This is a genomic window from Providencia manganoxydans, assembly GCF_016618195.1.
GTDB lineage: Bacteria > Pseudomonadota > Gammaproteobacteria > Enterobacterales > Enterobacteriaceae > Providencia > Providencia manganoxydans.
The window spans coordinates 1,367,874-1,384,433 of the sequence record NZ_CP067099.1 but is presented as its reverse complement, the minus strand read 5'-3'; the positions used below and the strand labels follow the sequence as shown (position 1 = coordinate 1,384,433).

The window sequence follows — 16,560 nt, the reverse complement described above, 5'->3', positions numbered from 1 at the left end:
GAGCCGTGTTTTAGTACTGACGTACTTTATTTTCTACCATCTCTTTGATTTTATCTGCTGCTGCAACAATTTCTGGTTTATCCGCGACTTGAGCTGTACCTGTGCGCCACCATGCTTCGTAACCATTGGTCATCGTCTTTGGCAGCACTTTAATATCGATCAATACACAGCCTGTCTGTAGTTTTGCATCTTCAATAGCCGCGATCAATTGTGCTTCATCATGCACTCGATAGCTTTTACAACCATAGCTTTCTGCATTTTTAGCAAAATCAACTTTCACCAATGCCCCATCCATTTGACCGGTTTTAGGGTTACGATGGCGATTTTCAGTACCAAAGCTTCCCATACCTTGACTCATTTGTAGATTGTTAATACAGCCAAAACCTGCGTTATCAAATAATAAAATGGTGATTTTCAAGTTTTCTTGAATAGCTGTTTGCAACTCACTGTGCAGCATCAAGTACGAACCATCGCCAACCATGGCATAAACAGGTTGCTCCGGAGCCGCAATTTTTGCACCAACAGCCGCCGCAATTTCATACCCCATACATGAATAACCGTATTCAAGATGATAAGTATCAGAGCATTTAGGTAGCCAAATACGCTGTAAATCCCCCGGCAAAGAGCCTGCTGCACCAACAATAATGGCATTATCTTCCATATGTTGCTGCATTAATCCTAATACTCGAGTCTGCGCCAGCTCTGTTCCCAAGACTTCTCGATACTCAGCCAACTTGTCATCAAGATGTCCTGCGATTTCAGGAACAAAATCCAATGGACTATATTTGATGGAAAACAATCGCGCTAACTCTGATTGCCACTGTTGCTTGGCCTGTTGAATTTTTTCGCCCCACTGAGCCTGATAACCGCTACCTCGCAATTGATGATCAAGTGCAGTTAACCCCTCTTTAGCATCCGCAATCAGCTTCAATGCATCGAGTTTACTTGCGTCAAACTCGGCAACGTTAATATTCAAAAACTCGACATCTGGGTGACTGAATAATGATTTCGATGCCGTCGTAAAGTCAGTGAATCGCGTACCAACGCCAATAACGAGATCAGCTTCTTTGGCCAGTAAATTAGCGGCTAACCCACCTGTCGTGCCAATACCACCAACATTTAGGGGGTGACTCGCAATAACTGCACTTTTACCTGCTTGTGTTTCACCAAATGGGATCGCGTAATGCTCAGCAAATTTTTGAAATGCGTCGTGCGCTTCTGAATAACGGACCCCACCACCACACACGAGTAATGGTTTTTTCTTACTGCGGATCAGTTCCACTGCTTCAGCTAAACTTACGGTCGTCGCTGGACGGCGCTCAATACGATGAATGCGCTTAGCAAAAAAGTAGTCTGGATAATCCCATGCTTCACCTTGAACATCTTGAGGTAAACAAATGGTTACTGCTCCAGTATCAGCTGGATCAGTAAGAACTCGCATGGCATTGATCATTGCTGCCATCAATTGCTCTGGGCGAGAAACGCGATCCCAGTAACGCGAAACGGGACGGAAGCAATCGTTAGTACTAATCGTTCCATCACCATATTGTTCAACTTGCTGTAAAACTGGATCTGGCTGGCGTGTTGCAAATGTATCACCAGGCAATAATAACAAAGGGATACGGTTAGCGGTTGCTGTTGCCGCCGCAGTCACCATATTCGCCGCTCCCGGCCCAACAGAGGAAGTCACTGCACAAATTTGCTTGCGTTTCTTTTGCTTTGCAAAACCGGTAGCAATATGCGCCATTCCTTGCTCGTTACACCCTTGATAAACCTGTAGATGTCCAGGCGCTTGTTCCAGCGCCTGTCCTAAACCTACCACGTTACCATGGCCGAAAATGGTAAATATTCCCTGAATAAACGGATACTGCTCACCATCAACTTCAACATATTGCTGGTTAAGAAACTTAACGAGTGCTTGAGCTGTGGTCATTGTCTGCTTATTCATATGGGTCTCCATTTATTCCATTGTTGGCATCGTAAAGCTGCTTTCATGATGTTCTAAACGAACACTTGCAGGCCAACGGCTCGTCACAGTCTTCATTCGTGTGTAAAAACGAACACCATCATTACCGTGCACGTTTAGTGGTCCAAAGATAGAACGCTTCCATCCACCAAAGCTGTGGAATGCCATCGGCACTGGAATTGGGATATTAATTCCGACCATACCCGCTAGCACATTTTCTTGGAACTCACGAGCCGTTTCGCCATCACGGGTAAAGATCGCAGTACCATTACCATACTCATGCTGATTAATCAGTTTCAAACCTGTTTCAAAATCCGGTACACGCACAATCGCCAGTACTGGACCAAAAATCTCTTCTTTATAGATAGTCATTTCAGGCGTAACATTATCAAACAGCGTTGGTCCAACAAAGTAACCATTTTCAAAACCCGCTACTTTGAAATCACGGCCATCAACCAACAATTTAGCCCCTTGTTTTTCACCGCTTGTGATGTAATCACAAATTTTTGCTTTATGCTGTGCTGAAATCACTGGCCCCATATCATTTTCTTTACCATCAACAATACCCGGCCCTACTGTCATTTTGGCAATTTGTTGCTCAAGGTTAGCAATTAAAGTATCTGCCGTTTCATCACCAACCGCTAAAACCACAGATAAAGCCATACAGCGTTCGCCGGCTGCCCCAAATGCCGCTCCCATAATGGCGTTGGTCGCTAAATTCATATCGGCATCTGGCATTAATATACAATGGTTTTTAGCCCCCCCCAGAGCTTGACAACGTTTTCCATGCTCCGAGGCTGTTGTATAAATATATTCTGCAATCGGTGTTGAACCGACAAAGCTTACCGCCTGAATTTCAGGTGCTCTCAATAACACATCAACAGATTCTTTATCACCTTGCACAACGTTAAACACACCATCCGGAAGACCCGCTTCTTTTAACAATTTAGCGAGTTCCAGTGCGAGTGAAGGGTCTTTCTCAGATGGTTTAAGTACAAAGGTGTTCCCCGTTGCGAGTGCGACAGGAAACATCCACATTGGTACCATCGCAGGGAAGTTAAACGGTGTAATACCTGCGCAAACCCCTAGAGGTTGCATTAAAGAATGGCTATCAACACCTGTTGCAACATTGGCTGAGTGCTCACCTTTTTGCAAATGCGGGATACCACATGCAAATTCAACCACTTCTAAACCACGAGTTAGCTCACCTACCGCATCCGAAAAAACTTTGCCATGCTCTTTAGAAATTAAGCGCGCTAAGTCGTCCATATGTAATTCGAGTAATGCTTTAAATTTAAATAAGATCCGAGCGCGTTTTAATGGTGAAAGTTTTGACCACATAGGGAACGCTTTATGAGCAACCTCTATTGCCTTTTTCGTTTCAGCAGCGCTGCTCAACACAACCTGAGCGATTTGTTCACCTGTTGCTGGGTTATATACGGGTGAAAAACGCCCACTTTGGCTAGATACCAGTTCACCGCCAATGAAATTCTGAATCTGTTGCATGTTGCCTCTCTTTAGCTGATAGAGTTACCTTGTTGCTAAAGATATATGAAATATTCATTTCATTTTCAACTAAAACTGAAATAACATTCAATTTATGTGATCCAGCCTGAGTTTTTATGAAATTATCGACTGAAGATAAAGACAGGTGTTTCAAAAATCGTTCTAATCAGCCTTCAGTATAGTAGGTAATATGAATTGATTATTCCATTTAGTCAGATTCGTTTTTCAAAAAGATTCGACTAACGGCTGAAAATAACTACAATCAAGAACCTAGGGGCTATTGACCTTTGCTGCTGATTTTTACGACTAAACAAGGTCAAAAAACAGCCTAATAAATTGATTGATGTGTTAATCAGGCTGACTCACTATCATTTGAGTTAAATATTGTGATTGAATGTTGCCCTGCGGGTTCGATTAAAGCACATTTCTCTCATTTGATGCGACGTTGAGAGGCTCTTGCCTATTTCACTAGGTGGCGAATTTTTCGCCTTGCCTAAAATGGCTTTAACTCGAATAAAAATTGACCATCAAAGGTCAACAGCCCCTAGTCACGGAGGTTTTATGTCAACTGCATCGAATTTGAATGAGTTTCAGGAGCAAGTTCGCTCCCGTTACGATGAACTAAGTAAACGATTACAACAAGTTGCACGCTATGTACTGGATAATACCAATAGCGTGGCATTTGATACTGTTGCTGTCATCGCTAAAGAAGCGAATGTACCGCCATCAACCTTGATCCGTTTTGCTAATGCATTTAATTTCAGTGGATTTAACGAAATGAAACAATTATTTCGTATGAATTTAGTGGAAGAAACGGCTAGCTACACGGATCGTGCTCGTTTATTCAGAGAAATGGATAGTGAGCAAGAACTTAGTGATGATCCGGCTCAAATCTTAAAAGAGTTTGCTCACTCTAATGCACAAGCGTTGCAACAAATGGCCGCTCGTACCCCAGCCGAAGATCTTGAAAAAGCGGTCTCCTTACTGGTTGAAGCCGATAACGTATATATCATTGGATTGCGCCGTTCATTTAGTGTTGCAACTTATCTAAGCTATGCATTGAGCCATTTAGAATGTCGCCCACAGCTTATCGATGGCCTAGGCGGTATGTTTAAAGAGCAGATTAGCCGAATTGGCGAAAAAGATGTGGTTATCTCAATCAGTTTTACGCCTTATGCAGAAGAGACCATTATGGTTAGCGAAAAAGCAGCTCAAACTGGCGCAAAACAAATCGTGATTACAGATAGTCAAATTAGTCCATTAGCTAGCTTTAGTGACGTTTGTTTTGTGATCAAAGAAGCACAAGTGGATGCATTTCGCTCTCAATCAGCAACCTTATGCCTTGCTCAATCACTGACTGTTGCATTAGCCTACCGCCAAGGAAGCAAACTGGTTTAACTGTTATTGGGCTTTGTCTACAAACACCTCCGAGTGGCATTGCCCTATCCAATAATCCCTTCACTACATCATCTAATTTTATCAGTCGTACTCGTAATATTAAAATTGTGAAGCCAGTCAGAAAATAGTAATTTCAATAAAATTATTAATGAAATTATTATTTCACGCTGTTATGTTGAGATAATGTAAATATTCCTATACTCAAAATCATACTAAGTGCAGCTAAGTAACCAGTGAACAAATTGCTAAAAATATAGAGGCTCGATGACGAATATGAATATAGTCACTATAACTTGAGACAAAGCGCTGTAACTTAAAGTATGACGAGTATATAACCAAAAATTTGGTGTGGAGCGTCAACAATGAATGCACATTTCCTCTATTTATTTGGTCACTTGCGCTTACTTGAAGAGCAACATAACCTTATTTCACTCAATAAAACAGGTATAGGTTTAATCGGTAGTTCCACCCATAACTCATGGTATACAGAAGCGATACTACACAGCCAGCATCATTGTGAGCTCAAATCAGTTTGTAGCCTTGATTTTCCAACCCACTCAGCCAGCTATTTTGTACGTCAAAAAAGAAAGATAGAACAGCTTATTGAAGATGATGCGGTAAATACCATTATTGTCACATCGATATATAGCGATGAATTACTCAAATTTATTATTCGAGCAGCCGTTGATGAAGGCAAACATATTTTAGTCAGTAACGTTCCAAATTATGGAACTAATGAACTTAATGAGCTGCTTAAATTAGCGCATTATAATGATGTGAACATCTGCCTCGATAATGCGCTCTATTTTTCTCCGCAATACGATGAAATAAAATCACTATTATCCAATAAGAATACCCTTAATACTGGTTTATTGAGATTATCTGCTCACCGACAAATCAATAAAGATGATTATCTATCCCATGATAAATTACGTTTCTTAATTTCTGGAAAAATATCATTACTTCTCTCGATACTCCCTAAATTTCAATTTGAGTCGCTATCTGTTCAATATTCTCGACCGTTTTCATTTATTGAAGATGGAGATGTACTAATCATTCACCTAAAAAATAAAACTGGTTTTCTCGTTTCATTAGAATTGTTCTTTAATACAGGTAATACATCTGATCAATTATCTTTAATACAAGGTCAACATGATCTTCAGTTTGAGAGTTTTCTAATTTCCAATAATCAAAACTTAATAGCCGATGAAAATTCTCTTATTATAAAGCAACTTGACCATTTTATATTAAACTTACATAAAGCAAATAAAATAGTGATAACTTCACAGTTAATACACGTAAATACAATGACTGAGTCAATTTTAACTCACCTTACAATTAACCAATTCATTTAAGCCGTGTAAATTAACCAATATTAACCAATATTAACCAAGGCTAATCAATAATCTTGTTAATTATAACTTCGATGACTATTTTTAATAAAAACTAAGCTTTACAATTTCACGTGTTATTACTTAACTAAAATTACCTATTTCCAATCAAGCCCGGAAGAAGCAAGTTACAAATAGAGTAACCCTGCAATTTCTTCCGGTCCGATTAAATTGCTCATAGTATCTCGCTATGTTTGTTTTAATTCTTTTGTTAATGCTACTGACTAGATAATTGTTGTTCTTCCTTGTTTTTAATCACCTTTTAGTGAATGGTACAACGTGTTCCGAGGTTAACGTTAACAACACCATACAAAAATGTGGTTGGTTCCAAGTTAAATAAACATGCGAATTGAAATAAAGAATCAACATCAATACAGCTTTCACCACTTTCGAAACGATTCATCTCATCCTCTGATACACCTATCAATCTCGCTGTTTGTTTCAGCGACATTTTATGGCTCTCTCTTTGCTGGCGAATTCTAATACCAAGCATTTTTGCAATATTATCTTTGTGCATAATAAACTCCTAAAAATATAATCAAAGTGAAGTTAGTTTTATCGATGCGTAAATTAACATTCTGGCTCCATAATTTAATTGATTTAAATTAAAAAACAGTGTTAAAAAAACAATCATATACAGAACATCTAAAAAAGATCAAAAACCAACAAAAAACCTTAACATATTGAATTAAAATGAAAATAAAAATATTATTTTTTTTACTACCTAATTTCATATAGTGACATTAATCACAAAAAAAATGTATCCTAACTTAGGATTACTCGAACAAAGAACCTCTTTTTATGACATTAACTAACTAATTTAATAGGCTTTATTATTTTTTATAATCTAATTCTAATACTATTTTCACAGGTGACTATAAGATTATTTCTATATTATCGGCAAATAAAATAATTTTTATTGTTAAAAATCATGACATTTTATGTCTATTGATTTCTGACTATTATTTTTCTTAATAAAAAAACATTTAATGTCATATTTTAATTTCTGAAGTCTAGTATATTATTAGGGATAATAATTATAAAACATAAAAAATAATTATCATTATTAGATTAAAAAACATCGTTAAATGATTGTATTAAGAATTTACGATGATTGAATATTTCAGGTAAAAGTAACATCTACAAATCAAGATTTTTAAATAACATAGTTACTCTCATTAAAAGAAAAACCTGAAATTTTAATAAGATACTCTAAATAACCCAAGATACGGCTAGGCGATAAATGTCAGGCTCGCTAACAAAATATGTCACTAATGCGAGTGGGTATAATCTTCATACGCTAGTGCGATACACCGTAACTTGCAATATCACGAGTATATACACCAACTGGGGATCTTTGAATAACCGTTGTTTATTTTGGAGAGTTCTAAGGTATGTCTCATAATGATATGAATAGTATGATGATGCTCGCGCGTCATTTGCCTCAAAAAGCCGTTGCTTTAATATTAGCAGGGGGCCGAGGTACACGCCTTAAAGATTTGACACTAAAACGTGCTAAACCCGCTGTTCATTTTGGCGGTAAATTTCGTATTATCGATTTTGCATTATCAAATTGCCTGAATTCAGGGATCAGACGTATAGGCGTTATTACACAATATCAATCTCACTCTTTAGTTCAACATATACAAAGAGGATGGTCATTTTTTAATGAAGAAATGAATGAGTTTGTTGATTTACTTCCCGCGCAACAACGCGAAGTGACCGACCATTGGTATAAAGGTACCGCAGATGCCGTTTACCAAAATATGGATATTATTCGTAATTATAACGCAGAGTACATTGTCATTCTTGCAGGCGATCACATCTATAAAATGGATTATTCACGCATGCTCCTTGATCACGTTACCAACGATGCAAAATTTACGGTTGCTTGTATTAAAGTAAAACAAGAAGAAGCTCACCAATTTGGCGTGATGGAAATTGATGATAATCGCTGGGTTACTCAATTTCATGAAAAACCTGAGCATCCCCCAATTTTAAAAGAAGATCCTAATCATTGCTTAGCTAGTATGGGGATCTATATTTTTAACAGTGATTACCTCTATAAAATGTTAGAGGATGACAATATCTGTCCTGAATCCAGTAATGATTTTGGCAAAGATATTATTCCTCGAATAGTGGCTCGTGGTGAAGCATTAGCACATCCTTTTGAATACTCCTGTGTGACAAGCAATACAGAGATCCCTCCTTACTGGCGAGATGTTGGAACGCTTGAAGCCTACTGGTCGGCGACGCTGGATCTGGCTTCTGTAACGCCTGAATTAGATATGTATGATCGTAATTGGCCTATACGCACTTATATGGAGCCATTACCCCCTGCAAAATTTGTTCAAGACCGTTCGGGAAGCCACGGAATGACCATGAATTCATTAGTTGCAGGTGGTTGTATTATTTCTGGTTCAATTGTGATGCGTTCAGTCCTATTTCCACGAGTTAGAGTGAACTCATTTTGTAATATTGAGTCTTCTATTTTATTACCCGGTGTTAATGTTGGTCGTTCATCACGCCTACACCGCTGTATTATCGATAGAGGTTGTAACATTCCTGAAAATACTGTTATCGGAGAAAACCCAGAAGAAGATAGCCAGCGTTTCTATCGAACAGAACAGGGGATCGTTCTGGTCACAAAAGATATGTTAGAGAACATAAATAAAAATAAGGAATGAAATCATGAACTCTCATTTTGTTTATGAATGTAATTCACCATTAGTCACCCATGAAGCACTCAAAAACTCCATCATCTATAAACTCAAGTTTGTGATTGGCAAAGAACCCTATATTGCAACACAGCGCGAGTGGTTAGAAGCTATCTTATTAGCCGCACGTGATCGGATCGTTGACCGATGGATGACCACTAACCGTGCTGAATATTCACAACAACTCAAGCAAGTTTATTATTTATCAATGGAGTTTTTACTGGGTCGTTCATTATCCAATACATTGATTTCAATGAATATGTATGATGATTTAGTCACAGTAGTCACTGAACTTGGTTTTGATTTTGAACAATTATTAGAGCAAGAAACAGATCCCGGCCTCGGCAATGGTGGCCTAGGCCGACTTGCTGCGTGTTTTTTAGATTCTCTAGCAACCATGAACCTACCTGGCTGTGGTTATGGTATACGCTACGAATATGGCATGTTCCGACAAACCATACGTAACGGTCAACAAATCGAATGTCCTGATGACTGGCTAGCACATGGTAATCCTTGGGAGTTTCCACGTACAGAAAGCCGTTATCAAATACAATTTGAAGGTCATGTTATTGAAGAGGATGGGTGCCAGCAATGGATAAAAACTAACGATATTATTGCTGTCGCTTACGATCAAATTATTCCTGGCTATAAAACCGAAGCAACAAACACATTACGATTGTGGAGTGCTAAAGCCAGTGACGAATTTGATCTACAAATTTTCAATGATGGGGAGTATTACTCCGCCGTTAAGAAAAAAAATGAGTCTGAAAACGTCTCACGAGTTCTGTACCCTAATGACTCAACCTATTCAGGAAAAGAATTACGCCTCAAACAAGAATATTTCCTTGTTTCTGCCTCTGTACAAGACATTCTCTATCGACATTGGCTGGTTTATGAAACATGGGATAACTTAGCCGATAAAGTATCAATCCATTTAAACGATACCCACCCTGTTTTAGCAATCCCCGAATTGATCCGTATTTTAATTGATAAACATCAGGTTAGTTGGCAGGATGCCTTTTCTCTCGCCAATAAAATCTTTTCATACACCAATCACACATTAATGAGCGAAGCGTTGGAAACGTGGCCGGTAGAAATGATCCGTAAAATTTTACCACGTCATTTACAAATCATTTATCAAATCAATGATGATTTTTTACAGCAAGTTATTCAGCAGTTTCCTCATGACTATGAACTCCCTCGCCGAGTATCAATCATTAATGAAGATTATGGCCAACAGGTACGAATGGCTTGGCTCGCAGCGATCGTGTGCCATAAAGTAAATGGTGTTTCCAAACTACATAGTCAGCTAATGGTCGATGCTTTATTTGCCGATTTTGCACTCATTTTTCCCAATAAATTCTGCAATATTACGAATGGCGTTACCCCAAGACGTTGGCTAGCCGTTGCTAACCCTGAACTCACTGAAATGATAGAAGAAAATATAGGGCAACAATGGCTGACAGACCTTCCGCTGTTAGATGAGCTAAAACAATGGGCTGATTACCCGCAATTTTTAGACAAGTTACGACAAGTAAAACTGCGCAACAAACAAAAACTCGCGATTTTTATTGCACAGACGCAAGGAATTGTCATTAACCCTGAAGCTTTATTTGATGTACAAATTAAACGTATACACGAATACAAGCGACAACTATTGAATTTAATGCATGTGATTACTCACTATAACCGAATTCTAGCTAACCCCAGCAAAAATTGGGTACCGCGAGTCGTTATTTTTTCAGGTAAAGCGGCTTCTTCATACAGTGCAGCGAAAAAAATAATCCACTTGATCAATGATGTTGCAAAAGTCATCAATAATGATGAGCGTATAGGTGATCGCCTTAAAATCGTATTTATTCCCGATTACGGTGTAAGTTTGGCACAAAAAATCATCCCCGCAACCGACCTTTCGGAACAAATTTCACTTGCAGGTACAGAAGCGTCAGGCACTGGTAACATGAAATTTGCTCTCAATGGAGCCCTCACGATCGGAACATTAGATGGCGCGAATGTTGAAATACGCGAACACGTAGGTCATGAAAATATCTTTATATTTGGCCATACCATTGAAGAAGTAAAGCAGATCAAGCAAAACTACTATTATCCACGTTGGTATTATGACAATGATGCTGAGCTAAAGCAGGTGATAGATCAGATAAACCATGGTTATTTTAAACCTGATGCTCCTAACTTTTATCATGATCTGACCAATAGCTTATTAGATGGTGGTGATCAGTACTTATTGTTTGCAGATTATCGAAGCTATATTAATACCCAAGAACAGGTTAATAAGCTCTATCAAGACCCACTCGCATGGCAATCTAAAGTTACCCAAAATATTTGTAATATGGGTTTCTTTTCTTCAGATAGGACGATTAAAGAATATGCGACACAAATTTGGAATATAAAGCCTATCAATTTATGATTATATCCTTTAAATTAGGCCAGATATTTGAGTTAAGATTATCTGTGATGATAAAACTTACTTAACTTCACAACAATTTTAAAAAACTATCAGTCGGTATGCTATTCTGCAACCGACTGAAATGTGCTTTTATCTAGTAATAAGTCCAAAACGTATCACTTCTTTGTTCTACACCTTGGACCAAGCCGATTTAAAAGGGTAACTATGCTTCAAGAAAGTGTTATCAGGGAAATCATTCTCTGGATCGAGAAAAACTTAGAGTCTCGCCTATCTTTAGATACTGTTGCCGAAAAATCCGGATATACCAAATGGCATTTTCAGCGTCTGTTTAAAAATCAAACAGGCCTTGCTCTTGGCTCTTATATTCGAGCTAGACGCTTGTCTTGTTCTGCGGTTGCGCTTAGGCTCACCAATGACAGCATAATGGATATTTCTCTACGCTATCGTTTTGATTCGCAGCAAACATTTTGCCGTGCTTTTAAAAAACAATTTAATGTAACACCATCTGAATATCGCAAACGCACTGGCTGGAAAATAGAAGGGTTTTGTTTACCACTTAGAGAAAGCAAAGAGTTCAGCGTTGAGGTTAGCCTTATTAAATTAGAGCCTATTAAGCTAATAGGTAAGCAACATCGCTATACTCAAGGTATTAATGAGTGGAATTTCAAAACAGAAGAACTGCGTCGTCATTATTGGCGCGATTTTCTCACCGAGATCCAATATGTCACGACAAATCTATATGCAATCAATGGTGTTGATTCGGTAGATGCTCAAGAAGGCCAATTTTGCTATACCACCGCACTTGATGAGCGAGATATCGACCCCGTTCCGCCTAATCCCAAAATTATGACGTTGCCAGCAGGTGACTATTTACAAATAAAATTTACCTGCGATGAACTTCATGGTATCGACTATAACGATATAATTTATACCGTATATGGAAAAGTACTTGCAAGCATGGATATTGTCCGAGGTGAAGGTTCTGATATCGAAAATTATGTTTTGAAATCAAAACCAAGTTACGAACAGTTTGTTGAAAATTCTAGACTTTATCTTAAAGAGCTCAATTACTGCATTCCTGTTATTATTTAACCTCTCAGAAGAAAAACTGACTATTTTTTTAGTTAGTTTTTCTTTGCCTAAAATCAATATTCTTAAGTTTTCTCTAGAAAAAATGTCTTATTTTCTAATTCTCATAAATAAAATTTAATTTTGATACTCAAATATGGATTAAATAAAAACCTGTATCATATAAAGTGTAAAAATTACCCTCCATTATCCTATCCCTCCTGATTTATTTCGCATTGAAAGCAAATGAAGATCGCGCTAGCATGAATTTGAGTTATATGAATTACGTATAAATAGCTAGGTAGATTTTCTAATATTACTATCAAGGATTAATGCTAATGGTAGAAAAAAACCAATCAACCAATCTAATGGTTATCTTCGTCGGTTTACTCGCAGCACTAGCGGGTCTCTTTTTTGGCTTAGATACTGGTGTTATCTCAGGGGCACTTCCTTTTATTAGTAAGCAGTTTGATATTTCCGCGACTCAGCAAGAACTCGTTGTTAGTTCTATGATGTTCGGCGCTGCTGCCGGAGCAATTATTAGTGGTTGGCTATCATCTTGGGGAGGACGTAAAAGAAGTTTATTGCTTAGTTCCATACTATTTATTATTGGCGCGCTAGGCTCTGCATTTTCACCAAATGCCGAGGTTCTTATTGGCTCACGCGTGATATTAGGTCTAGCAATTGGTATCTCATCTTTTACAACACCCGCCTATTTATCCGAAATAGCCCCCAAAAAGATCCGGGGTGGAATGATATCTATGTATCAGTTAATGATCACCATAGGTATTTTACTGGCATTCATTTCAGATACTGGGTTTAGCTATGATCATGCGTGGCGTTGGATGTTAGGGATCACTGCAATTCCTGCTGTCCTGCTATTTATTGGCGTCACTTTTTTACCTGAAAGTCCACGCTGGCTGGCCAGTAAGAACCGTTCCGATGATGCAAAAACTATCTTATTAAAACTCAGAAATTCAGAAACTGAAGCAATACAAGAATTAGACGATATTTTTAATAGCCTCAAAATCAAACAATCTGGTTTTGGTTTATTCAAAAATAACAGTAATTTCCGCCGTAGTGTATTTTTAGGGATCTCTTTGCAATTTATGCAACAACTAACCGGCATCAACGTCATTATGTACTATGCCCCGAAAATCTTCTCATTAGCCGGTTTTGAAACTACCACTCAACAAATGTATGGTACGGTACTGGTTGGATTGGTCAATGTGATTGCAACTTTTCTTGCCATCTCAATTATTGACCGTTTCGGTCGTAAAAAATTATTAGTCTTTGGCTTTAGTGTTATGGCAATAAGCATTGGTCTACTCGCTTATTTATTATCTTTCGACGCTCATACCTTACTTATCCAGTATGCTAGCATTGCATTCCTACTTATTTTTATTATTGGCTTTGCTGTCAGCGCAGGCCCTATCATGTGGGTTCTATGTTCTGAGATACAACCACTTAAAGGGCGTGATTTTGGTATTACTTGCTCAACCACTTCAAACTGGGTTGCTAACATGATAGTGAGTGCTACTTTCTTAACACTGTTATCGACACTCGGTGATACACATACATTTTGGCTATATGCGGCGCTCAATGCGGTATTTATTTTAGTCACACTCTACTTTGTACCAGAAACCAAAAATGTTTCTTTAGAGCATATTGAAGAAAACTTAATGAAAGGTAATTCGCTACGCAATATTGGCCGATAACTGATTATATCCCCCCTATCATGGGGGGATATATTAGGGGCTGGTGATTTTTACAACGAGAACAGCTTGAAAAATAGCCCTCAATAATAACTTAAAAAGTTACATTCATTTTCGCCCAGAATGTCCTACCTGGTTCATTCACTGGTTGGTTAGATGAATAACCGAACCCACTATTACCAGCTAAGTTAAGGTGCTCGCTATAATTCTTATCGAATAAGTTATCCACACCCGCACTTAATTTCATATGATCATTAACTCGATAGGCTGTATTAACCGAAAAAATGGTAAATCCTGCACTGCTGCTGAAATCTTTACCAACGACGTTACCATCATTAATCGCAACTCGATGTTGACTACTCACTACTCGCATCAACCCTGTTGTCGTCCAATCATTTTTTTCCCACGACAAACCAAAACGTGTCTCTAACGGCGGCATTTGAGGCAATGGCTGTCTATCGCTACGATTTTCTCCCCATGAATAAGCAAGGCTAGCATCCGCTTTCCATTCGTCCGTTAACTTATATGCTACCCCCATTTCACCGCCCATAATCATTGCGTTGACGTTTTCAACTTGGCTTTGACGTACATTGTGAGGGTTATAACGGAATAAAATAAAGTCATCAACACGACCAATATAAGCAGAAACCCATGCATTTATGCTTTCATTACTGTACTTAGCACCAATATCAAGCTGAGTCGTTTTCTCTGTTTTGAGATGATCAAACACATTGGTTGTTCCATCAGGCCCATAAGTCGGCGAGAACAACTCCCAATAATCAGGAAAACGCTCTGTGTAACCAACCCCCGCATACAACATTACTGGCATATTAGAAAGAGCATGTTCATAACGTACAAATCCAGCAGGCATGACTGTATTACGCCCCGAAGAGCCGATATTTGTATCATTATCAACCAAAACTCTGTCTGCTCGCGCCCCCGTCACGACCTTATCATGGTCGTTAACTTCCCACGTTAACTCCCCAAACACGCCATAGTCTTGGAATTGTGCGTCTTTGTTCCAACGATTATCACTCTCTTTGCGATGGGTATTAGTTTGCATATCGGCACCAGCCCGTAGTTCATAATCAGTCCACATCCAAGTGCCCATCACCCTACCGCCAACCGTTTTACGATCTACACGCATTTTCATTGGCATATTCATCATACCGTGACCACTTCCCATCATATGACCAGAACCACTTCCCATTGTTCCACTGGTTTCACGCAATGAATAGTTATCCATGATATGGTCGGCATAGTTGTAATAAATGTTGGCTTCTACTTTATCGAGTACAGTACCAATATTAGTTTTCTCAAAACGCATACCTAAACTTTCTCGTTTGAATTGAGAACCATCCATCCCTCTTCCTGCATAACGTGCTTCTCCATCACCTTTACCTGCGGTTAGCTCCAGTAAAGTATACTCATCAGGAGTCCAACCAATCGCTACGTCAGCATTCCACTTATCCCATTTTGATGGCACTTTATTACCATTACCATCCTTATAATCATTAGAACGTGATTTATTACTAACCAACCGTAAATAACCTTTTTCATTCCCCATACTCACATCAGCATTGGCATCCCAGCGCTGATTAGATGCGGTTAACACACTAGCATTGCCCTTAATGCCTGCTTTATCAAATAACGGTTTTTCACGTTCGAAACGGATCGTTCCAGCTGAGTTACCTGGTCCCCATAATACCGACTGAGGCCCTTTGATCATGGTAAGAAGATCGAAGTTTTCAGGTGAAATGTAGGATGTTGGTGCATCCATCCGTGATGGACAAGCCCCTAGCATCTCGCTGTCATTAGTTAAAATACGTAAACGAGAACCGAACATACCGCGAAAAACGGGATCACCATTAGTACCACCATTACGGATCTGAGAAAAACCGGGAATGGTTTTCAAATAGTCAGAGCCATCACTTGCTGGAACAGGTTGCCTAGGTGTTTTAGGTGATGTACTGATCGTCAATGGTGAGTCCACTGGTGCAGTAACGATCATGACTGAACTGTCAGAAAATAGACTTTGATTTTTATCTTCCGCCCATGCGCTATAAGAAACCAAAACGGTCGATACTAAAAATGCAACAGGTGCAATTACAAACTTTTCTTTGTTCATTGTTGTGCCTAATTCTTTTCTTTATGACGTAACAATGCCGCCTGAATGGATTATCCAAATTCAAGATATAAAACGTCTTAGTGCACTCAAAACGGCAAATGCAACCTAGCTACTTTCTATTAATTAAATAATTAATAAAAAGTGCATACACTCTAAATAATGCGAGTTGCAGATAGGCGATAAGCAAAGATAGGTAGAAAGCATAGATAAATGCTGTAACTCAGTGAGCTGAGTAAAAACACC

At 38.7% G+C, this 16,560-nt stretch carries 10 protein-coding genes; 6 read left to right on the top strand and 4 right to left on the bottom strand.

Annotation, left to right across the window (positions count from 1 at the left end):
* Nucleotides 1-10: 10 nt before the first annotated feature.
* Complete coding sequence (gene iolD / locus JI723_RS05985) at nt 11-1,948, bottom strand: 3D-(3,5/4)-trihydroxycyclohexane-1,2-dione acylhydrolase (decyclizing) (RefSeq protein ID WP_272580174.1); 1,938 nt, start codon at nt 1,946-1,948, stop codon at nt 11-13.
* 12 nt (nt 1,949-1,960) lie between these two features.
* A complete protein-coding gene (locus JI723_RS05980; protein WP_070925109.1) occupies nt 1,961-3,472 on the bottom strand; it encodes a CoA-acylating methylmalonate-semialdehyde dehydrogenase in 1,512 nt (503 codons plus the stop codon).
* Nucleotides 3,473-4,033: 561 nt separating this feature from the next.
* Here JI723_RS05980 and JI723_RS05975 point away from each other — a divergent pair.
* Nucleotides 4,034-4,870: a MurR/RpiR family transcriptional regulator gene (locus tag JI723_RS05975; RefSeq protein WP_140182838.1), complete on the top strand. Its 837-nt coding sequence runs from the start codon at nt 4,034-4,036 to the stop codon at nt 4,868-4,870.
* Between the two features lie 362 nt (nt 4,871-5,232).
* Nucleotides 5,233-6,225, top strand: a complete 993-nt coding sequence (locus JI723_RS05970; RefSeq protein WP_272580175.1) for a hypothetical protein — start codon at nt 5,233-5,235, stop codon at nt 6,223-6,225.
* Nucleotides 6,226-6,523: 298 nt separating this feature from the next.
* On the opposite strand, the gene JI723_RS05965 is transcribed toward JI723_RS05970, so the two are convergent.
* Nucleotides 6,524-6,778, bottom strand: a complete 255-nt coding sequence (locus JI723_RS05965) for a helix-turn-helix domain-containing protein (protein WP_070925112.1) — start codon at nt 6,776-6,778, stop codon at nt 6,524-6,526.
* An 877-nt stretch (nt 6,779-7,655) separates the two neighbouring features.
* On the opposite strand from JI723_RS05965, the gene glgC reads away from it, so the two are divergent.
* From glgC to JI723_RS05945, 4 genes are all read left to right on the top strand, one after another.
* Nucleotides 7,656-8,948, top strand: a complete 1,293-nt coding sequence (gene glgC, locus JI723_RS05960) for a glucose-1-phosphate adenylyltransferase (protein ID WP_272580176.1) — start codon at nt 7,656-7,658, stop codon at nt 8,946-8,948.
* Nucleotides 8,949-8,952: 4 nt separating this feature from the next.
* Complete coding sequence (gene glgP, locus JI723_RS05955) at nt 8,953-11,406, top strand: glycogen/starch/alpha-glucan family phosphorylase (protein WP_272580177.1); 2,454 nt, start codon at nt 8,953-8,955, stop codon at nt 11,404-11,406.
* 204 nt (nt 11,407-11,610) lie between these two features.
* Nucleotides 11,611-12,498 (top strand): helix-turn-helix domain-containing protein, encoded by an 888-nt coding sequence (locus JI723_RS05950; RefSeq protein WP_319066273.1) that lies wholly within the window; start codon nt 11,611-11,613, stop codon nt 12,496-12,498.
* 314 nt (nt 12,499-12,812) lie between these two features.
* Nucleotides 12,813-14,192: a sugar porter family MFS transporter gene (locus JI723_RS05945; RefSeq protein ID WP_070925116.1), complete on the top strand. Its 1,380-nt coding sequence runs from the start codon at nt 12,813-12,815 to the stop codon at nt 14,190-14,192.
* Between the two features lie 91 nt (nt 14,193-14,283).
* Here the strand turns inward: JI723_RS05945 and JI723_RS05940 are convergent, their stop codons facing one another.
* Nucleotides 14,284-16,317 (bottom strand): TonB-dependent copper receptor, encoded by a 2,034-nt coding sequence (locus JI723_RS05940; protein ID WP_337979844.1) that lies wholly within the window; start codon nt 16,315-16,317, stop codon nt 14,284-14,286.
* Nucleotides 16,318-16,560 lie beyond the last annotated feature (243 nt).